This window comes from Micromonospora palomenae, assembly GCF_007829925.1.
Taxonomy (GTDB): domain Bacteria; phylum Actinomycetota; class Actinomycetes; order Mycobacteriales; family Micromonosporaceae; genus Micromonospora; species Micromonospora purpureochromogenes.
On sequence record NZ_VIXA01000002.1, the window covers coordinates 2,064,615 to 2,084,756 of the forward strand.

Genomic DNA, 20,142 nt, shown 5'->3' on the forward strand with positions numbered 1-20,142 from the left:
GGTCTGACCCCGGGTCGGGCTCGCCTACCGGTGAGCCCGACCCGGGGCCGTTCCGCGAGGGGTGTTACAACATTCCCTCGCCACGTTGTCACCATCCGTGTCGGCCGTCCGACGCGCCCCCTGTCTGGAGGACCACCCCATGGGCCGTTATCTGTTGAGACGGCTGCTCCAACTCGTACCGGTGTTCATCGGGACGACGTTAATGATCTACGCGCTCGTCTGGGCGGTTCCCGGTGATCCGTTCGCCGGCAAGTGCGGTGATCGGGGCTGCCCGGATAACTACGTCGCCATGATGACCGAGAAGTACCAACTGGACGAGCCGTTTTTCGTGCAGTACGCCATCTACATGAAGAACCTCTTCCAGGGGGACTTCGGCTCGACATGGTCCGGGCGCTCGGTCAACGACATCATCGCGACGGCATATCCCAACACCCTCAAGCTCGCCGCGGTCGCCCTGCTCATCGAGGCGGTCATCGGCCTCACCGCAGGTGTGCTCACCGGCCTGCGGCGCAACGGCTTCCTGGACAACCTGGTCCTGGTCAGCACCCTGTTCCTCATCGCGCTGCCGGTCTTCGTCATCGGCTTCGTGCTCCAGTGGCTCTTCGGCGTGCAGTGGGAGATCGTCAAGCCGACGGTTTCCAGCGAGATGCGCTTTTCCGAACTGATCCTCCCGGGCTTCGTGCTCGGTAGCGCGTCCATGGCGTACGTCGCCCGGGTGGCGCGCACCAGCATCGCAGAGAACCGCCGCGCCGACTACGTGCGGACCGCGATCGCCAAGGGCCTGCCCATGCGCCGGGTGGTCGGCATCCACCTGCTGCGCAACTCGCTGATCCCGGTGGTGACCCTGCTCGGCACCGACCTCGGCGCCCTGATGGGCGGCGCGATCATCACCGAGGGCATTTTCAGCATCAACGGCATCGGCCGTGCGGTCCTCCGGGCGATCGTCACCAAGGAGAGCGCTACGGTTGTCTCCATCGTGGTGGTCCTGGTGCTCGTCTACCTGCTGATGAACCTGGTGGTGGACCTGCTCTACGCCACCCTGGACCCGAGGATTCGCTATGAGTGACCCTTCCACCGCCTCCATCGTCAGCACCCCCCGACCGGAGAACCCGACTGAGATGGTGCCGGCGACCCCGGGCCAGCCGGAGGGGACCCGCAAGGAGAAGCCTCGCGGACTGCTCGGCGACGCCTGGCGGGACCTGCGGCGCAAGCCGCTGTTCTGGATCTCCGCCACGTTCATCGTGATCTTCGTGCTGATGGCGCTCTTCCCGTCGCTGTTCACTGACAGTGACCCGTACAACGGCGCGCTGTCGCGCAGCCGGGTGGAGCCCTCGGGCGACGCCTGGTTCGGCTACGACGTGCAGGGCCGTGACGTCTTCGCCCGGGTGATCTACGGTGCCAACGCGTCGATCGTGGTGTCGCTGCTCTCCGTGCTCGGCGTCATGCTGATCGGCGGGACGATGGGCATCATCGCCGGTTACCAGGGTGGCTGGGTGGACGCCGTGCTCTCCCGGATCGCCGACATCTTCTTCGGCCTGCCGTTCGTGCTCGGCGCCATCGTCATCCTGACCACCTTCAACGGCGCCGGCAGTGACAACAGCGCGTGGGAGATCAAGGGCCTGGTCATCGCGTCGCTGGTCCTGCTGGGCTGGCCGGTGGTCATGCGGCTGATGCGCTCCTCGGTGCTCGCCAACAAGGAGGCCGACTACATCGTGGCGGCGCGGGCCATGGGCGCCAGCACTAGCCGGATCATCCTCAAGCACCTGCTGCCGAACTGCCTGGCGCCGCTGCTGGTGTACGGGACGATCATGGTCGGCTCGTTCATCGGCGCCGAGGCCACGCTCTCCTTCCTGGGCATCGGCCTGAAGAGCCCGGTGGTCTCCTGGGGAATCATGGTCAACGAAGCGCAGCAGTACCTGCGGCCGTCGCCGTACCTGCTCTTCTTCCCCTCCGCGTTCCTCGTCACTGCCGTGCTGAGCTTCGTCATGCTCGGTGAGGCTGTCCGCGAGGCCCTCGACCCGAAGCTCCGATAGGGGACTGAGTTGTCCGACATTCTCGTGTCCGAGCAGACCGCGCCGGGCGCCGACGGATCCGGCCGCCCTTCCGGCCGGCTGTTGGAGGTCGACGACCTGCGGGTGGAGTTCCGCACCCGGGACGGCGTCGCCAAGGTCATCAACGGAGTCACGTACCACGTCGACGCGGGGGAGACCCTCGCCGTGCTCGGCGAGTCCGGCTCCGGCAAGAGCGTCACCGCGCAGACCATCATGGGCATCCTCGACATGCCGCCGGGCTTCGTAACCGGCGGTCAGGTCCGCTTCCACGGCAAGGACATGCTCAAGATGTCCGCCGAGGAGCGCCGCCGCATCCGTGGCGAGGGCATCGCGATGATCTTCCAGGACTCGCTCTCCGCGCTGAACCCGGTCTTCACCGTCGGGTTCCAGATCGCCGAGCAGTTCCGGATCCGGCGCGGCATGAGCCGCGCGGACGCCAAGAAGCGCGCGATCGAGATGCTCGACCAGGTCAAGATCCCGAACGCCAAGGGCCGGTTCAGCAACTACCCGCACCAGTTCTCCGGCGGTATGCGGCAGCGCGCGATGATCGCGATGTCGCTGGCCCTCGACCCCGAGGTGCTGATCGCGGACGAGCCGACCACCGCGCTGGACGTGACCGTGCAGGCCCAGATCATGGACCTGCTCGGCGAGCTCCAGCGGGAGCGGCGGATGGGCATGATCCTGATCACCCACGACCTCGGCGTGGTCGCCGACGTCGCGGACCGGATCGCGGTCATGTACGCCGGCCGGATCGTCGAGGAAGCCGACGTCTACGACCTGTACGCCAAGCCGGCGCACCCGTACACCCTCGGCCTGCTCGAGTCGATCCCGCGCCTGGACGAGAAGGGCCAGCAGCTCCGCACCATCAAGGGCCTCCCGCCGAACCTGATGAACATCCCGCCGGGCTGCCCGTTCAACCCGCGCTGCGCCATGGCGCAGCCGGTGTGCCGCGAGAAGCTCCCCCCGTTGCTGCAGATCGGCGCCGGTCGGGCCAGCGCCTGCCACTTCGCCGAGGAGCTGGTGAACCGTGTCTGAGAACATCATCGAGGTACGCGACCTGGTCAAGCACTACCCCGTCACCCGCGGTGTGGTGTTCAAGAAGACCATCGGTCACGTCAAGGCCGTCGACGGCGTCTCCTTCGACCTGCGGGCCGGTGAGACCCTGGGCGTGGTCGGCGAGTCCGGCTGCGGCAAGTCGACGCTGAGCCGGGTGCTGATGAACCTGGAGAAGCCGACCGCCGGCAGCGTGTTCTTCAAGGGCCAGGACATCTCCAAGCTGTCCGGCGGCGCGCTGCGTCGGCTGCGCCGGCAGATCCAGCTGGTCATGCAGGACCCGTACACCTCGCTGAACCCGCGGATGACGGTCGGTGACCTGATCGGGGAGCCGTTCGAGATCCACTCGGAGGTGGCGCCGAAGGGCAGCCGCCGGGACAAGGTCAAGGAACTGCTCGACCTGGTGGGCCTCAACCCGGAGCACATCAACCGGTACCCGCACCAGTTCTCCGGCGGCCAGCGCCAGCGCATCGGCATCGCTCGGGCGCTCGCCCTGCGGCCCGAGGTGATCATCTGCGACGAGCCCGTCTCGGCCCTGGACGTCTCGATCCAGGCGCAGGTGATGAACCTGCTGGAGAAGCTCCAGAACGAGCTCGGCCTGTCGTACGTGTTCATCGCGCACGACCTGTCGGTGGTGCGCCACCTCTCCGACCGGGTCGCGGTGATGTACCTCGGCAAGATCGTGGAGATCGGCACCGAGGACGAGATCTACGAGGGGCCGACCCACCCGTACACCCAGGCGCTGCTGTCGGCGGTGCCGGTGCCGGACCCGACGCTGCGGGACAACAAGGCGATCATCCGGCTCACCGGTGACGTCCCGTCCCCGGTGTCGCCCCCCTCGGGCTGCCGGTTCCGCACCCGGTGCTGGAAGGCGCAGGACATCTGCGCCGAGCAGCCGCCGCTGCTGCAGATCCGGCAGGGCTCGGACCACCCGAGCGCCTGCCACTTCGCCGAGAAGCGGGAGATCGTCGCCACGCACGAGGCGTGAGATGGTCCGAACCGCCTGCCGGCGTCCGCGTGACGCCGGCAGGCGGTTCGTCGTATCCGGGCCCGACCGCCGCCCGGCCGGGCGCCGCGAACGGCTCGGGCCGGTCAGGGTCGCCAGGGGGTACGCCGCAGGACGGCGGGCCGGGCGTCCCGCCCGGCTCCCGGGCCGGCGGCACCCGTCACAGCGGTCCGCGGCCGGCGCGCAGCAGCAGCAGGGCCAGCTGGGTGCCGTCGGCGCCGAGCGCCTGCCGGAACCGCTCCAGGATCTCCCGCTCCCGGGACAGCACCAGCCGGGTGCCGCCGGAGGCCATCCGGGTGGCGCCGACCTGCTGGGAGAGCTCCGCCCGCTCCTGCCACAACCCGATCAGCGTCCGGTCGATCTCGTCGATGCGCTCCCGGATGGCCGCGATCCGGGCCGCCGCCGCGGGCTCGTCGGTGCCGAACCCGGGTGCCGCGTTCCGGCCGTCGCCCGCCCGGGAGCGTGCCGTGTTGCCGCTCTGTTCCGCCACGTCTGTCATCATCGGTCGTACCTCTCTGACGTCGTGCCCGGTGTCGGGAACCCGGAACGCGAAAAGCCCCGGACTCCAGGAGCCCGGGGCTTTTCGTAGGTCTGGTTGATCAGGCGCGACCCACGGCTGCCGGACTCCCGGTGCCGTAGTAAAAGTAGAAGCGCTGACCGAACACGGGATCGAGTATGCCGACCGCGGGTACGGCCGCGCAAGGATTCCGCCAACAGTTGGGAAGTCGCCCGGCCCCGACGTTGGGCCGGGCGACGTCCGCTCAGCCGAGCCGGATGATCCGGTCGGCCGGGCCCGGTCCCACCGGCGCGCCCGCGCCCAGGTAGGCCACCAGCGCGTCCACGTCGAAGCCGGGGGCGGTGGTGCGGCCGGTGCCCGCCGTCAGCTCGGTGAACCCGTCCCCGCCATTGGCGAGGAAGTCGTTGGTGGTGACCCGGTAGCTGGCCGCCGGATCGACCGGGACGCCGTTCAGCGCCAGCGCGCTGACCCGCGAGCCGGCCGGGGCGGTGCTGTCGTAGGAGTAGGTCACCCCGGCGGAGACCTGGAGGATCCGCTGGGTGGTCTGCCCCTGGTAGCCGACGAACTGCTGCTCCAGCACGCTCCTGAGCTGCGCGCCGGTCAGCGTCTGGGTGACCACCAGGTTGTTGAACGGCTGGACGGTGAACGCCTCGCCGTAGGTCACCTCGCCCGGCGCCTCGCCCCCGGCCGACGCCGCGTACGACAGGGAGGCCCGGACGCCGCCGGGGTTCATCAGCGCCAGCTGCGCCCCGTCGCCCCTGGTGTACGCGAGTTGCGCGTCGGCGATCACGTCACCGAGCGGGCTCTCGCCGTTGGGCCTGGCGTCCCGGACGATGTCCGCGCTGATCCTGCCCACCACCCGGTTGGCGATCGGGGCGACCGCGGCCCGGTACTTGTCGGCCAGCGCCTTGGCACCCCCGTCGATCAGCTCGGGGTTGCGGACGTAGACGCCGGGGGCGCTCTGCTGCCAGCTGCCGTCCGGGTTGCGGACGCCGTTCTCCACCACCACGTTGCGGGCGGAGATGCCGGTGAACCGGCCGGTGCGCCGGTCCAGCGAGTAGTCGATGTCGGTGATCAGCTGCCCGTTGCTGCCGGCGCTGGTGACCACGCTCTGCGCGCCCGAGGAGTTCGGCAGCGAGCAGGAGTAGAAGCGGTGGGTGTGCCCGGAGACCACCAGGCCGAACTCCGGCCGCAGGCCGCGGACGATGTCGACGATCGGGCCGGAGAAGTTGGCGCAGTCCGAGACGCCCGGGGTGGCCGGCGGCGGGGACTGGGCGCCGCCCTCGTGCACCAGCAGCACCATCGCCCGGATGCCGAAGAGCTTGAGCAGCCCGCCCCACTTGTTGGCGGTCCGGACCTCGTCGGCGAACCGCACCGAGGCGATGCCGGCCGGGTTCACGATCCCCGGGGTGCCCTCCAGGGTCACGCCGACGAAGCCGACCGGCACGCCGTCGACGAACTTCACGTCCACCGGGGGCAGGATCGGCAGGCCGGTCTTCCGGTCGAGCGTGTTGGCGGCGAGGTAGGTGAACTTCGCGCCGGCGAAGCCGTCGGAGTCCTGGCAACCGTCGACCGGGTGGCAACCGCCCTTGTTGATCCGGATCAGCTCGGCGACGCCCTCGTCGAACTCGTGGTTGCCGACCGAGCTGATCTCCAGCCCGACCTCGTCCATCAGCTCGATGGTCGGCTCGTCGTGGAAGGCCGCGCTGACCAGCGGCGTGGCGCCGATCAGGTCGCCGGCGCCGACGGTGGTGGTGCGCCGGCCCTCGGCCGCGGCGTCGGCGCGCAGCTTCTTCAGCCAGGTCGCCAGGTATTCCACGCCGCCGGCGGGGGTGCCGTTGACCGCGGCCCCGCTGCCGCCGGGCGGGTCGATGGCGCCGTGGAAGTCGTTGTAGCTCAGGAAGTTGCCCTTGACCTCGCCGCCGGTGGGCGTGGCGTAGGAGACGGCGACCGGGGCCAGGCCGGCCGTCGGGTCGGTGGCGGCCGGTTGCGGTCCGGGCCGTCCGGTGGCGGGCAGGCTGGCCACGACGGCCAGCGCGAGGGCCGGTGCGGCGAGGTGACGCAGCAGGGCCCGACCGCGCGAGCGCGGTGGAGTCATGGTTGTTCTCCCAAGTCGGGTACGGGGGAGTAGTCGGGGTTTTCACCGTCATCGTTGCGCTTCGGGGACGAAGGCGCCAGAGGTGACGCCGTGACAGGTTCGTCTCACCGCACCGACCGGCCGGGCCCCCGTGACCGCGCCGTCGCGCCGGGGCGTGCGCGGGCGGGAAGTGTCCGGCCGGCGGCATAGACTCGCCCTGCGATGCATCCTCTCTTCGACATCCCCGCGTCCCCGCCCGCGCCCGAGCCTGCCCGCCCGCCGGCGCGCCGGCCCGGGTCCTCCGCCGCGCACCTCGATCCGCAGGCCCTGGTCGAGGGGCTCAACGGCCCCCAGCGGGACGCGGTGACCCACGCCGGCTCCCCGCTGCTGATCGTCGCCGGCGCCGGCTCCGGCAAGACCCGGGTGCTCACCCACCGGATCGCGTACCTGCTCGCCGCCCGGGACGTGCATCCCGGCGAGATCATCGCGATCACCTTCACCAACAAGGCCGCCGGCGAGATGAAGGAGCGGGTCTCCCACCTGGTCGGCCCGCGGGCCCGGCTGATGTGGGTGTCGACGTTCCACTCCGCCTGCGTGCGGATCCTGCGCGCCGAGCACGAGCACGCCGGGCTCAAGTCCACCTTCTCGATCTACGACGCCGACGACTCGCGCCGACTGATGCAGCTCGTCACCCGGGAGTTGGACCTCGACCCCAAGCGCTACCCGGCGCGCGGGCTGGCCGCCCAGGTCTCCAACCTGAAGAACGAGCTGGTCGATCCGGAGGCGTTCGCCGCCCGGGCCAAGGGCCCGAACGAGCGGGCGCTGGCCGAGGCGTACACGCTCTACCAGCGCCGGCTGCGCGAGGCCCACGCGCTGGACTTCGACGACCTGATCATGACGACGGTGCACCTGCTCCAGTCGCACCCGCACGTCGCCGAGAGCTACCGCCGCCGGTTCCGGCACGTCCTGGTCGACGAGTACCAGGACACCAACCACGCGCAGTACACGCTGATCAAGGAGCTGGTCTCCGGCACCGAGGGGATCGAGCCGGCCGAGCTCTGCGTGGTGGGCGACGCCGACCAGTCGATCTACGCGTTCCGGGGCGCGACCATCCGCAACATCCTGGAGTTCGAGCGGGACTTCACCGACGCCCGGACGATCCTGCTGGAGCAGAACTACCGCTCCACCCAGACCATCCTCAACGCCGCCAACGCGGTCATCGACCGGAACACCTCCCGCAAGCCCAAGCGGCTGTGGAGCGACGCCGGGGCCGGCGAGCAGATCGTCGGCTACGTCGCCGACACCGAGCACGCCGAGGCGGACTGGGTGGGCCGGGAGGTCGACCGGCTGGTCGACGCCGGCGACACCCGCCCCGGCGACGTCGCCGTCTTCTACCGCACCAACGCCCAGTCCCGGGTCTTCGAAGAGGTGTTCATCCGGGCCGGCCTGCCCTACAAGGTGGTCGGCGGGGTGCGCTTCTACGAGCGCAAGGAGGTCCGCGACGCGCTGGCCTACCTGCGCGCGGTGGTCAACGACGACGACACGGTCAGCCTGCGCCGGGTGCTCAACACCCCGCGCCGGGGCATCGGCGACCGCGCCGAGGCGTGCCTGGAGGCACTCTCCAGCCGCGACCGGATCTCGTTCGGGGCCGCGCTGCGACGGGCCCGGGAGGCGCCGGGCATCTCCACCCGCGCCGCCAACGGCATCGCCGACTTCGTCGCGCTGCTCGACGGCGCGCGGGAGCTGGCCGAGACCGGCACCCCGGAGGAGGTGCTGGAGGCGCTGCTGACCCGCTCGGGCTACCTGACCGAGCTGGAGGAGAGCCTCGACCCGCAGGACGCCGGCCGGGTGGACAACCTCCAGGAACTGGTCAGCGTCGCCCGGGAGTACACCGAGCGGATCGAGGCGCTGGGCGCCGAGGGCGAGCGGGCCACGGTGGCCGGGTTCCTGGAGCAGGTGGCGCTGGTCGCCGACGCCGACCAGATCCCCTCCGACGACCCGGACCACCAGGGCGTGGTCACCCTGATGACGCTGCACACGGCCAAGGGCCTGGAGTTCCCGGTGGTCTTCCTGACCGGCCTGGAGGACGGCGTCTTCCCGCACCTGCGCTCGCTGGGCGACAGCCGGGAGCTGGAGGAGGAGCGCCGGCTGGCGTACGTGGGCATCACCCGGGCCCGGCAGCGGCTCTACCTCTCCCGGGCGGTCACCCGCTCGGCCTGGGGGCAGCCGGCCTACAACCCGCCGTCGCGGTTCCTGGAGGAGCTGCCGCCGGAGCTGGTCCGCTGGGAGCGCACCGAGGGGTCGTACACCTCGTGGGCCGGCGGGGGCGGCGGCGTCGGTGGCCGCGCGGACCGCGCGCCCGGCGCGCGCGGCGGCTTCGCCGGGGGTACGTCGAAGGCGGCGGAGCTGGCCAAGCGGCTCGGGGTGGACGGCAGTCGGCTGGCCACCGCCAGCGAGCTGCCGCAGGGGCCCAAGGTGGCGGCGGGGGACCGGGTCAACCACCAGCGCTACGGCCTCGGTCGGGTGCTCGCGGTGGAGGGGCACGGCCCGGGCGCCCGGGCGCAGATCGACTTCGGGGACCAGACGATGTGGCTGGTGCTGCGGCACGCCCCGATCGACAAGCTCTGAACGACAGGGCCCGGCCCGGCGAACCGCCGGACCGGGCCCTCACGTGTGGTCGACGGGATCAGCAGGCCACGTCGATGCCCCGGGCGCGCAGGAACGGCGCCGGGTCGATCTGGTTCCACATCTGACCCTTGTGCACCTCGAAGTGCAGGTGCGGACCGGTCGAGTCACCGGTCGAGCCCTCGTAGCCGATCACCTCGCCGGCGCTGACCCTGTCCCCGACGCCGACCTTGAGGCTGCTCTGGTGGGCGTAGTGGGTCAGGTAGCCGTTGCCGTGGTCGACGAAGACCGAGATGCCGTACCCGTCGCCGGCGTCGCCGGCCTTGACCACGGTGCCCGCCGCGGCGGCGCGGATGGGGGTGCCGGCGGGCATCGCGAAGTCGATGCCGGCGTGCAGGGTGCCCCAGCGCTGCCCGTAGCAGGAGGTGATCTCCGCGCCGGCCATCGGGATGACCCAGGACGGCTTCGGCTTCGTCGTCCTCCGGACGGTCGGCTGCGGCTTCGGGGTCGCCTTCCTCGTCGGCGTGGCCGACGGGCTGGCGGTCGGGCCGGCGGTGGTCGGGCTGACCGACGGGGTGGCCGGGGTCGCGGACTCGCGGGCGGAACGGTCGGCGCGGGCGGCGTCCTCGGCGCGGGACGCGGCGTCCAGCGAGACGGCGGTGGGGGCGGGGGCGTCGTCGCGGTCGAACGCGATGGTGGAGGCGCCGGCGAGGCCGAGGCCGACCAGCGCGACCGCGCCGACGACGAGAGCGCGCCCGCCGCGCCGCTTCCGCAGCCGGTGCCGGGCCGGGGCGGCCACGGTCTTCTCGTTCTGGGTGGGGGTGTCTTCCTGCACGGCTGACCTTCACACTCAGGGGGCTGGGACCAACCCATCCTGGGTGTCGACCGGGTCCGCGGTGGGTACGGGTACCGCAGGGCCGCCGGAGGCCACCGGGGCAACTGTCCGCCATTGTGGCGGTATGACCGCCTCTGCCCCGATACCTGATCTTGGATGGCGGTGGCGTCGCTCACAGTCCTGACTGTGACCCAGCAGACTTCGGCGCACGAAAAACCGCCCGGATCGCGTGATCCGGGCGGTCATCGGGCGATACGGAGCGTCAGGAGGCCGCTACCTCGCTGTAGTACGCCTCGACTTGCAGCTTGATGTCCACTCCGCGCTCCTGGAGCCACGGCACCGGGTCCTTCGGCTCGCCCTTGACATGGATCTCCAGGTGCAGGTGGGAGCCGTACGAGTGGCCGGTGTTGCCGACCAGGCCGAGCTGGTCGCCCGCCTTGACCTGCTGCCCCTCCTTGACGTTCACGGAGGAGGAGTGGCCGTAGATGGCCTCGCTGCCGTCGGCGTGCTGGACGATCACGGCGTAGCCGTACCCGCCGAACCAGCCGGCCTTGGTGACGGTGCCGGAGTGGATGGCGACGTAGGGGGTGCCCTCGGCGGCGACCAGGTCGATGCCGGTGTGCAGCTTGCCCCAGCGCATCCCGTACGGGGAGTTGAAGTCGTAGCCCTGCAGGGGCAGCAGCCACGGGTCCTGGTCGCCGGCGTTGACCTCGGCGTCGCGGTTGGTGTCGCGGGAGGCGCGGTCGGCGGCGTCGGCGCGGGCCGCCGCGTCCTGGCTGGTGATCGAGGCCTGCTTGAGCTCGTCGAGGACCGACGGGCTCACGCTCTTGGCGTCGGGGAGCGCGTTCGCGCCCAGCGCGACGAGGCCGGCGCCGACGAACGCAGTGGTGACGACCGCCGCGTAGCGGCTGCGCGGGGGGGTGGGTACGCGACGGCGGCCGCGATATCGATCGGGCTCAGACGACAGGCGCTGGCGCACGCACACCCTCCGTTGTCGGGGATCCGATGCGATCTCCGGCCGTTCGGTGAAGCTCGGTCGAACGTCCGTTGGTCGCGTCGTCACCCGTCCGTGGACCTGATGACAACCGTGGACACGTTAGCCCTCCGCCGCGCCGGTCACAAGCGGAACCGCCGAATCGGTGAGTCTTTCTGTCCCTTTCCGTCCATCATTGTCATAGCTCGGTACGCCGGATGGCCGTCCCCGTTACTGCCCGTTCGTCGCGCAGAGTGACCGTTCGGCGGAGGCGTCCGGCTTTCTCGGGGGCCGGCCGGACGGTAGGGGTGCGGCCCGGATTTCCCGCCCCCGACCGGGCGGGTTACCGTTCGTTCAGGTGATAGCCGCGGAGCCCGTGAAAGGTGTGCGCTGATGAGCTCTCGTATCCGGGTCGTCGTCGCGAAGCCGGGCCTCGACGGCCACGACCGCGGCGCCAAGGTGGTCGCGCGTGCCCTGCGCGACGCCGGCATGGAGGTCATCTACACCGGCCTGCACCAGACGCCGGAGCAGATCGTGGAGACCGCCATCCAGGAGGACGCCGACGCGGTCGGCCTCTCCGTACTCTCCGGGGCGCACATGACGCTGTTCCGGCGGGTGCTGGAGCTGCTCGCCGAGCGGGACGCCCGGGACATCGTCGTCTTCGGCGGCGGCATCATCCCGGACGCCGACATCCCCGAGCTCCAGCAGCTCGGCGTGGCGAAGATCTTCACCCCGGGCGCGACGACCCAGTCGATCGTCGAGTGGGTCCGGGGGAACGTGGCCCAGTCCGTCGCCTGACGACTGCGCAATCGCCGGGCCCGCGCCCGGCACCTGGTCGACTCCATCTCGAACACGTGGCGGCATCCGGTGGATGCCGCCACGTCGCGTACCTGGAGTGGGTCGAGAGCTGCCGGCGGCGCTGGGGAGGGTCGGCCGGATCCGGGCACGGGGGAAGGGCCGGACGCACCCCTCACACGCCCGGCCCTTCTATGCACGATGCCCCGCCGCCACCCCTCGACCGACAGGGCATCGGCCGCTCCCGTCCTCGCGCTGAATCAGCGCTCCGACATCAGACTCAACGATGCCCCCACCAGGGGGTTACGCGTCGTCGGCGACATCCTTCGCGGCGGTTGCCGGCCGGGCCCGCGCACCGGCGAGTCGCGGGCGGCGCGCTGTGCATTACCGCACACCGCGCACCCGCTCGGTTGCCGCTGGTGCTCATCTCGCTAGGCTGCGGCCGATGGCCCGTTTCAACTGATGACGGGCGTCAACGGAGTTTCCACAACGCTGGTGGCGGCGCGACGGCGCGCCGCGGAGACGGGACGGGACGCGCAATCGTGGACCTGTACGAGTACCAGGGGCGGGACCTGTTCGAGCGGCACGGGTTGCCCGTGCTCGCCGGCGGCGTCGCCACTACCCCGGAGGAGGCCCGCGCGATCGCCGAACGCCTCGGCGGTCGGGTGGTCGTCAAGGCGCAGGTGAAGGTCGGCGGCCGAGGCAAGGCCGGCGGCGTCAAGCTGGCCGAGGGCGCGGAGGAGACGGTGGCTCGCGCCACCGACATCCTCGGCATGGACATCAAGGGTCACACCGTCCACAAGGTCATGATCACCGTGACCGCGGACGTGGCCGAGGAGTACTACTTCTCGTACCTGCTCGACCGGGCGAACCGCACCTTCCTCTGCATCGCCAGCGTCGCCGGCGGCATGGACATCGAGCAGGTCGCCGCGGACACCCCCGACAAGGTGGTCAAGGCCCCGATCGACGCCGTCAAGGGTGTGGACGAGGCGAAGGCCCGCGAGATCGTCGACGCCGCCGGCTTCCCGGCCGAGGTCGCCGACCAGGTCGTCGAGGTCGCGGTGGGCCTGTGGAAGGCCTTCGTCGCCGAGGACGCCACGCTGGTCGAGGTGAACCCGCTGGCCAAGACGGGCGACGGCAAGCTGCTGCTGCTCGACGCCAAGATCACCCTCGACGAGAACGCCGGGTTCCGGCACCCGGACCACGAGGCCCTGGTCGACCAGGCCGCGGTGGACCCGCTGGAGCAGGCCGCCAAGGAGAAGGACCTCAACTACGTCAAGCTCGACGGCGAGGTCGGCATCATCGGCAACGGCGCGGGCCTGGTCATGTCCACGCTCGACGTGGTCGCCTACGCGGGCGAGCGGCACGGCAACGTCAAGCCGGCGAACTTCCTCGACATCGGCGGTGGCGCGAGCGCCGAGGTGATGGCGAACGGCCTGGAGATCGTGCTCTCCGACCCGTCGGTGAAGAGCGTCTTCGTCAACGTCTTCGGCGGCATCACCGCCTGCGACGCGGTCGCCAACGGCATCGTGCAGGCGCTGGCGCTGCTCGAGCAGCGGGGCGAGAAGGCCACCAAGCCGCTCGTGGTCCGTCTCGACGGCAACAACGCCGAGGCCGGTCGGGCCATCCTCGACGGCGCGAACAACCCGCTGATCCAGCGGGTCGACACCATGGACGGCGCGGCCGAGCGGGCCGCCGAGCTGGCAGCTGCGGGGGTCTGATCATGGCTATCTGGCTGACCAAGGACTCGAAGGTCATCGTCCAGGGGATGACCGGTTCCGAGGGTTCCAAGCACACCCGGCGGATGCTCGCCGCGGGCACCAACGTGGTCGGCGGCGTCAACCCGCGCAAGGCGGGCCAGACGGTCGACTTCGACGGCACCGAGCTGCCGGTCTTCGCCTCCGTCGCGGACGCGATGAAGGAGACCGGGGCCGACGTCACGGTCATCTTCGTGCCGCCGCAGTTCACCAAGGGCGCCGTGGTCGAGGCGATCGACGCCGAGATCCCGCTGGCCGTGGTGATCACCGAGGGCGTCCCGGTGCACGACACCGCCGCCTTCTGGGCGTACAACGTGAGCAAGGGCGAGAAGACCCGGATCATCGGCCCGAACTGCCCGGGCATCGCCTCGCCGGGCGCCTCCAACGCCGGCATCATCCCGGCCGACATCACCGGCTCCGGCCGGATCGGCCTGGTCAGCAAGAGCGGCACGCTGACCTACCAGATGATGTACGAGCTGCGGGACATCGGCTTCTCGACCTGCGTCGGCATCGGCGGTGACCCGATCATCGGGACCACCCACATCGACGCCCTCGCCGCGTTCGAGGCCGACCCGGAGACCGACGCCATCGTGATGATCGGTGAGATCGGCGGCGACGCCGAGGAGCGGGCCGCCGAGTTCATCAAGGCCAACGTCACCAAGCCGGTGGTCGGCTACATCGCCGGCTTCACCGCGCCCCCCGGCAAGACCATGGGGCACGCCGGCGCGATCATCTCCGGTTCGGCGGGCACCGCCGAGGCGAAGCAGGCGGCCCTGGAGGCCGTCGGCGTCAAGGTCGGCAAGACGCCGACCGAGACCGCCAAGCTGATGCGGGAGCTCATGTCCGGCCGCTGAGCGGCCGGTGGCAGCACCGTCCGCCGCTGAGCGGACGGGTGAGACACCGAGGGGGTCGGCCGGCGACGGTCGGCCCCCTCAGTCGTCCCAGAGCGGGTACGTCCCGCTGGCCCGCCAGATCGCGGTACCGATGATGTTGAGCACGCCGAAGGCGATCGCCAGGTAGCCGAGCACCGGCGACTGGCCGTACCGCTTCGCGTCGCGGATCGACAGGTAACCGAAGACGATGCCGAGGATGCCGCAGCAGATCAGGCCCAGGACGATGCCGAGCACGCCCCACAGTGTGGTGCGGTCCTTGCCGGCCGCCGGCGGCGGTGGGGGCGGCGGGTACGGAGCGTTCACGGCTTCCTCCCAGCGCGTCGTGCCGCGACTGCAGTCGCGTCCTGCGCCGAGGCTAGACCGGATTCCGGTCCGGAAACCGGTGGATCACGGAACTCGCCGGGGCCAGGTGGGGCCGCCGGGCAGCCGCCGCCCGCGCGGCGTGCCAGAGTAGACCCGATGTCCTCGGTCACCCCTGATCAGCCTCGCCGTCCCGCCGCCGGCGTCCGCGCCGACGCCCGCCGGGACGATGCCCGCCCGGCCGGCGCCGGCCGGACCGACGACGCCCGCCGGACCGACGACGGCCGCCGGGAGGACGGCCGCCGGGAGCACGGCGCCCGGGAGCACGGCGCCCGGGAGGACGCCCGCCGGGACGACGCCCGTCGGGACGACGGTCGCCGGCAGCACGACCGGCCCGGAGGCCGGCGCGCGTCGGGGGGCCGGGTGCCCGCGCCCCGCCGGCCGGAGTCGGGCCGGGGGCGGGCACCGCTCGTCGTCGCCGCCGGGGTCGCCGCGGGCTGGGCGGCGCTCACGTCGTACCTGCCGGTCGCCCTGGTGCTGGCGCTGGCCCAGTTCAGCGAGGACGCCGGCTCCGTCGCCGGTGCGCTGCGCGCCGGGCTGTCCGGCTGGCTGCTCGGCCACGGGGTGCCGCTGCAGACCACCGCCGGCCCGCTCGGCCTGGTCCCGCTGCTGCTCTCCGGGCTCGCGTTCTGGCGGCTGACCCGGGCCGGCGTGCACACCAGCCGGGCCATGGGCGCGCGGGGCGGGCGCTCGCCCCGCCAGGCACTCACCGCCGCGGTCGCGGTCGGCCTCGGGTACGGGCTGCTCGGCGCCCTCGCCGCGGTGCTGGTGAGCACCGGCGACCTGCGGGTCTCCCCGGTCCGCGCCGGCGTCACCCACGCGGTCTTCGGCGCGCTCGCCGCGCTGGTCGGGGCACTGCGCACCACCGGCGTGGCCGGCCTGCTCGCCGAGCGCGCGCCGGCGGTGCTGCGCGACGGGGTGCGCACCGGGTTGGTCGCCGGGCTGCTGCTGCTCGGCGCGGGGGCCGGCGCGGCCGGGTTGGCGGTGGCGACCGGCGGGGGCGACGCCGCCGACATGATCGGCGCGTACCGGACCGGGGTGGCCGGGCAGGCCGGCATCACCCTGGTCAGCCTCGCCTACGCGCCGAACGCCACGGTCTGGTCGACCGCCTACCTGCTCGGGCCCGGCTTCGCCGTCGGCGCCGGCACGGCGGTACGCACCAGCGAGGTCTCGGTGGGCGCGCTGCCGGCCGTACCCCTGCTGGCCGGGCTGCCCAGCGGCCCGGTCGACGGGTTCGGGGCGGCGCTGCTCGCGGTACCGGTGCTGGCCGGGATGGCCGCGGGCTGGCTGCTCGCCCGGCGCCTGCTCCGCGACGCGGACGAGCGCGCGGTGCCGGCGTGGGCTGCGCTGCTCGGCCCGGCGGCGCTCGCCGGCCCGGTGGTCGGCCTGCTCGCCGGTCTCGCCGCCGCGGCCTCCGGCGGGCCGCTCGGCGGTGGCCGGCTGGCCGAGATCGGCCCGGTCCCCTGGCAGGTGGCCGCCGTCTCCACCGCGGTGGTCACGGCCGGCGCGCTGCTCGGGGCCGCCGCCGCCCGGGTGCTCGCCCGCCCGGCACCTCGCGCCTGACCCCGTCCGCCGCCCCGCGCCTCGGGGCCCGACCCGCCGGCCCCCCCGCGCCTGGAAGCCTGGCCCACCGGCCACCCTGCGCTCTCGATCGACTCCGTTTGCGGCGTGTCGCGCTGTCCCGGCCCGCCAACACCGCCACACGCCGCAAAGCGAGTGGATCGACGAAGGGGCGCCCCGGAGATCCGGGACGCCCCTTCCGGGTGTCGACTCGACTCAGGAGTTCGGCAGGGCGATGTTCGCGGCGAGCGCCACGATCTGCAGGATCCCCAGCACCAGACCGATCGCGCCGCAGATCAGACCCGCGAGGGCCTGACCGCCGTTGCTGGCCAGCCCCTGGGCCGCCTTCTGCCGGCCCAGCCATCCGGTGATCACCGCGGCGATGCCCAGCGGGATGCCGAGGTAGCAGCAGACCATCGGGATGGAGACGATGCCCAGGATCATCGATACCAGGCCCAGCGTGTTCTGCTGGCCCTGGGCCTGCGGGTAGCCCGCGTTCGGGTACGCCGGCATGCCGTAGGGCTGCTGGCCGTACGGATCCTGGTAGGGCTGCTGCCCGTACGGCTGGCCCGGCGCCCCGTAGGGCTGGCCCGAGGTGGGCTGGCCGTAGGGGTCACCGGACACCGGCTGCCCGTACGGCTGGCCCGAGGTGGGCTGCTGGCCGTACGGGGCCTGCGGCGGCGGGGCGTACGGATCGTGCGGCTGCTGCCCGTACGGCGCCTGCGGGGGCGATGCGTACGGGTCCTGCGGCTGCCCGTACGGCTGCCCATAGGGCTGCCCGGAGCCGGGCTGGCCGTACGGGTCGTGCGGGGGCTGCTGGCCGTACGGGTCCTGACCGGGGGGTCCGGGCTGCATGGCGGATGCTCCTCAGTCGGTGATCGTCAGTAGCTGCTGGTGCTGGTGTCGGAGCCCATGATCCCGGCCAGACCACCGGCGAGGCAGCACAGCAGGACGATCACGAGCCAGACGGCGCCGATGATGATGGCCCACTTCGACCACTTCTTCGACTCGTTCGCCGCGGCCTGGGCGCCCGCGTAGTCACCCTGCTGCAGCAGCGGGTTGACCTTGGAGGCGTTGATGATGGCCGGGATGGCAAGCGGCCAGAAGAAGAAGATGGCCACGATGGACATCGTCATGTTGTTGTTGATCGGCGGCTGCTGCGCGGGGTTGGGGTAACCGGGCTGCATGGTGCTCCTCGCTCCGTCGGCACTGTCCGTGCCTGATCTTGTGGTGAAGGGTGCGGCGGCGGGCCGGACGGCAGCCACCGAGCGACGGGCAGCGTATCGCGTACGTGCCACTCGCGTGATCACCCGAATCGCCGCTGCCCGATCGCTGGGAGTCCTGACCTGCCCGATAGGGTGGCCGCGTGACCGAGCCCGCGTCCGTCGCCCGCCTCGTCGTCCTCGTCTCCGGCTCTGGCAGCAACCTCCAGGCGCTGCTCGACGCCACCGCCGACCCCGCGTACGGGGCCCAGGTGGTGGCCGTCGGCGCGGACCGCGACGGGATCGCCGGCCTGGACCGGGCCGCCGCCGTCGGGGTGCCGACCTTCGTCGACCGGGTGAAGGACCACCCGTCCCGGGAGGACTGGGACCTCGCGCTCACCGCGCACGTCGCCGAGCACCGACCCGACCTGGTGATCTCGGCCGGCTTCCTGAAGCTGGTCGGGCCGCACTTCCTGGCCGCCTTCGGTGACCGCTACCTGAACACGCACAACACCCTGCTGCCGGCGTTCCCCGGCATCCACGGCCCCCGGGACGCGCTCGCCTACGGCGTCAAGGTCACCGGGGCCACGCTCTTCTTCGTCGACGCCGGGATGGACACCGGCCCGATCGTCGCGCAGGTCGCCGTGCCGGTACGCGACGACGACGACGTGGAGACGCTCACCGAGCGCATCAAGGAGGCCGAGCGGCGCCAGCTCGTCGAGCAGGTCGGTCGGCTGGTCCGCGAAGGTTGGACGATCACCGGAAGAAAGGTCACGGTCCCGTGAGTTCCACTCAGGACGAGCGTCGCCCGATCAGGCGGGCACTGGTCAGCGTCTACGACAAGAGCGGCCTGGTCGAGCTGGCCCGGGCCCTGCACGACGCCGGGGTGGAGATCGTCTCGACCGGCAGCACCGCGTCCACCATCTCGGGCGCGGGGGTGCCGGTGACCCCGGTCGAGCAGGTGACCGGCTTCCCGGAGATCCTCGACGGCCGGGTGAAGACCCTGCACCCGAAGATCCACGGGGGTCTCCTGGCCGACCTGCGCAAGGACACCCACGCCGCCCAGCTCGACGAGCACGGCATCGCCGGGATCGACCTGCTGGTCTCCAACCTCTACCCGTTCCAGGCCACGGTCGCCTCCGGCGCGAGCCAGGACGAGTGCGTGGAGCAGATCGACATCGGCGGGCCGGCGATGGTCCGGGCCGCCGCCAAGAACCACGCGTCGGTCGCGGTGGTGACCGACCCGGCGGCGTACCCGGCCCTGGTGGCCGCCCTCGCCGACGGCGGCTTCACGCTGGCGCAGCGTCGGGCGCTCGCCGCCCGCGCCTTCGCCGACATCGCCGAGTACGACGTCGCCGTGGCCGAGTGGTTCGCCACCACCCTGGCCCCGGCCGCCGACGGGTGGCCGCAGTTCGCCGGGCTGAGCCTGCGCCGCCGGGCGGTGCTGCGCTACGGGGAGAACCCGCACCAGGCGGCGGCCGTCTACGCCGACCCGTCCAGCCCCGCCGGCCTGGCCCAAGCCGAGCAGCTGCATGGCAAGGAGATGTCCTACAACAACTACGTCGACGCCGACGCGGCCTGGCGGGCCGCCAACGACTTCACCGACCAGCCGGCGGTGGCGATCATCAAGCACGCCAACCCGTGCGGCATCGCGGTCGGCGCGGACGTGGCCGAGGCGCACCGCCGGGCGCACGCCTGCGACCCGGTGTCGGCGTACGGCGGGGTGATCGCCGTCAACCGACCGGTCAGCGTCGAGATGGCCCGGCAGGTGGCCGAGATCTTCACCGAGGTCGTGGTCGCCCCCGGTTACGACGACGGCGCGGTGGAGATCCTGCAGGCCAAGAAGAACATCCGGCTGCTGCACGCCCCGGCCTTCGACCCGCTGCCGGCGGAGTGGCGGCAGGTCACCGGCGGTGTCCTGGTGCAGCTGCGGGACAAGGTCGACGCCGAGGGCGACGACCCGGCGAACTGGCGGCTGGCCACCGGCGACCCGGCCGACGAGGCCACCCTGCGGGACCTGGCCTTCGCCTGGCGGGCGGTCCGCGCGGTGAAGAGCAACGCGATCCTGCTGGCGAAGGACGGCGCCACCGTCGGGGTCGGCATGGGGCAGGTCAACCGGGTGGATTCGGCACGGCTGGCGGTCGACCGGGCCGGCGCCGAGCGGGCCCGCGGCGCGGTCTGCGCCTCGGACGCGTTCTTCCCGTTCGCCGACGGCCCGAAGATCCTCATCGACGCGGGGGTGCGCGCGATCGTGCAGCCCGGCGGCTCGATCCGCGACGAGGAGGTCATCGCCGCGTGCAAGGAGGCCGGCGTGACCATGTACCTCACCGGCACGCGGCACTTCTTCCACTGACCGACGGCACCGCCGGGGGCCACGCGGCCCCCGGCGGTCCGCCGCCCCAGACCTGTCGATCATGAAGTTGTTGTCCGGCACCGCG

General features: G+C 72.0%; 18 protein-coding genes. 11 read left to right on the top strand and 7 right to left on the bottom strand.

Annotation, left to right across the window (positions count from 1 at the left end):
- Positions 1–139: 139 nt before the first annotated feature.
- The 4 genes from FHX75_RS20800 to FHX75_RS20815 are packed head-to-tail and all read left to right on the top strand — an operon-like array spanning position 140 to position 4,092.
- Positions 140–1,066: an ABC transporter permease gene (locus tag FHX75_RS20800; RefSeq protein ID WP_154941899.1), complete on the top strand. Its 927-nt coding sequence runs from the start codon at positions 140–142 to the stop codon at positions 1,064–1,066.
- A complete protein-coding gene (locus FHX75_RS20805; RefSeq protein WP_154941900.1) occupies positions 1,059–2,033 on the top strand; it encodes an ABC transporter permease in 975 nt (324 codons plus the stop codon). Before FHX75_RS20800 ends, FHX75_RS20805 begins: the two co-directional genes overlap by 8 nt.
- A gap of 24 nt (positions 2,034–2,057) precedes the next feature.
- Positions 2,058–3,086 (top strand): ABC transporter ATP-binding protein, encoded by a 1,029-nt coding sequence (locus FHX75_RS20810; protein WP_154942073.1) that lies wholly within the window; start codon positions 2,058–2,060, stop codon positions 3,084–3,086.
- A complete protein-coding gene (locus FHX75_RS20815; protein ID WP_154941901.1) occupies positions 3,079–4,092 on the top strand; it encodes an ABC transporter ATP-binding protein in 1,014 nt (337 codons plus the stop codon). Before FHX75_RS20810 ends, FHX75_RS20815 begins: the two co-directional genes overlap by 8 nt.
- A gap of 178 nt (positions 4,093–4,270) precedes the next feature.
- Here FHX75_RS20815 and FHX75_RS20820 read toward each other — a convergent pair whose 3' ends face one another.
- Both FHX75_RS20820 and FHX75_RS20825 read right to left on the bottom strand, forming a co-directional pair.
- Entirely contained in the window at positions 4,271–4,612 is a 342-nt protein-coding gene (locus tag FHX75_RS20820; RefSeq protein WP_154941902.1) for a chorismate mutase, read from the bottom strand.
- Between the two features lie 259 nt (positions 4,613–4,871).
- Positions 4,872–6,725 (bottom strand): bifunctional metallophosphatase/5'-nucleotidase, encoded by a 1,854-nt coding sequence (locus tag FHX75_RS20825; protein ID WP_154941903.1) that lies wholly within the window; start codon positions 6,723–6,725, stop codon positions 4,872–4,874.
- A gap of 201 nt (positions 6,726–6,926) precedes the next feature.
- On the opposite strand from FHX75_RS20825, the gene pcrA reads away from it, so the two are divergent.
- Positions 6,927–9,332, top strand: coding sequence for a DNA helicase PcrA (gene pcrA, locus FHX75_RS20830; protein WP_154941904.1), 2,406 nt, complete (start codon positions 6,927–6,929; stop codon positions 9,330–9,332).
- Positions 9,333–9,390: 58 nt separating this feature from the next.
- Here the strand turns inward: pcrA and FHX75_RS20835 are convergent, their stop codons facing one another.
- A complete protein-coding gene (locus tag FHX75_RS20835) occupies positions 9,391–10,164 on the bottom strand; it encodes a M23 family metallopeptidase (protein WP_154941905.1) in 774 nt (257 codons plus the stop codon).
- Positions 10,165–10,426: 262 nt separating this feature from the next.
- Positions 10,427–11,143 carry a M23 family metallopeptidase gene (locus tag FHX75_RS20840; protein ID WP_154941906.1) on the bottom strand — a complete coding sequence of 239 codons (717 nt, stop codon included), beginning with the start codon at positions 11,141–11,143 and terminating at the stop codon, positions 10,427–10,429.
- A 387-nt stretch (positions 11,144–11,530) separates the two neighbouring features.
- Here FHX75_RS20840 and icmB point away from each other — a divergent pair, with 387 nt between their 5' ends.
- The 3 genes from icmB (at position 11,531) to sucD (ending at position 14,543) form a co-directional block, all read left to right on the top strand.
- On the top strand, positions 11,531–11,935 hold the full coding sequence (icmB, locus tag FHX75_RS20845) for a coenzyme B12-dependent isobutyryl CoA mutase small subunit (protein ID WP_154941907.1): 405 nt from the start codon (positions 11,531–11,533) through the stop codon (positions 11,933–11,935).
- 539 nt (positions 11,936–12,474) lie between these two features.
- Positions 12,475–13,653 (top strand): ADP-forming succinate--CoA ligase subunit beta, encoded by a 1,179-nt coding sequence (gene sucC, locus FHX75_RS20850; protein ID WP_154941908.1) that lies wholly within the window; start codon positions 12,475–12,477, stop codon positions 13,651–13,653.
- 2 nt (positions 13,654–13,655) lie between these two features.
- Positions 13,656–14,543, top strand: a complete 888-nt coding sequence (gene sucD / locus FHX75_RS20855) for a succinate--CoA ligase subunit alpha (protein ID WP_154941909.1) — start codon at positions 13,656–13,658, stop codon at positions 14,541–14,543.
- Between the two features lie 78 nt (positions 14,544–14,621).
- Here the strand turns inward: sucD and FHX75_RS20860 are convergent, their stop codons facing one another.
- Positions 14,622–14,885 (bottom strand): DUF4190 domain-containing protein, encoded by a 264-nt coding sequence (locus FHX75_RS20860; protein WP_154941910.1) that lies wholly within the window; start codon positions 14,883–14,885, stop codon positions 14,622–14,624.
- 156 nt (positions 14,886–15,041) lie between these two features.
- On the opposite strand from FHX75_RS20860, the gene FHX75_RS20865 reads away from it, so the two are divergent.
- Positions 15,042–16,505, top strand: a complete 1,464-nt coding sequence (locus FHX75_RS20865) for a cell division protein PerM (protein WP_246158250.1) — start codon at positions 15,042–15,044, stop codon at positions 16,503–16,505.
- A gap of 213 nt (positions 16,506–16,718) precedes the next feature.
- Here the strand turns inward: FHX75_RS20865 and FHX75_RS20870 are convergent, their stop codons facing one another.
- Positions 16,719–17,357, bottom strand: a complete 639-nt coding sequence (locus FHX75_RS20870) for a DUF4190 domain-containing protein (RefSeq protein WP_154941911.1) — start codon at positions 17,355–17,357, stop codon at positions 16,719–16,721.
- 26 nt (positions 17,358–17,383) lie between these two features.
- A complete protein-coding gene (locus FHX75_RS20875; protein WP_088960358.1) occupies positions 17,384–17,689 on the bottom strand; it encodes a CD225/dispanin family protein in 306 nt (101 codons plus the stop codon).
- A gap of 179 nt (positions 17,690–17,868) precedes the next feature.
- On the opposite strand from FHX75_RS20875, the gene purN reads away from it, so the two are divergent.
- Both purN and purH read left to right on the top strand, forming a co-directional pair.
- Positions 17,869–18,489, top strand: coding sequence for a phosphoribosylglycinamide formyltransferase (gene purN, locus FHX75_RS20880; protein WP_154941912.1), 621 nt, complete (start codon positions 17,869–17,871; stop codon positions 18,487–18,489).
- Entirely contained in the window at positions 18,486–20,057 is a 1,572-nt protein-coding gene (gene purH / locus FHX75_RS20885; protein ID WP_154941913.1) for a bifunctional phosphoribosylaminoimidazolecarboxamide formyltransferase/IMP cyclohydrolase, read from the top strand. The genes purN and purH overlap by 4 nt, the downstream gene beginning before the upstream one ends.
- The last annotated feature ends 85 nt before the right edge of the window (positions 20,058–20,142 follow it).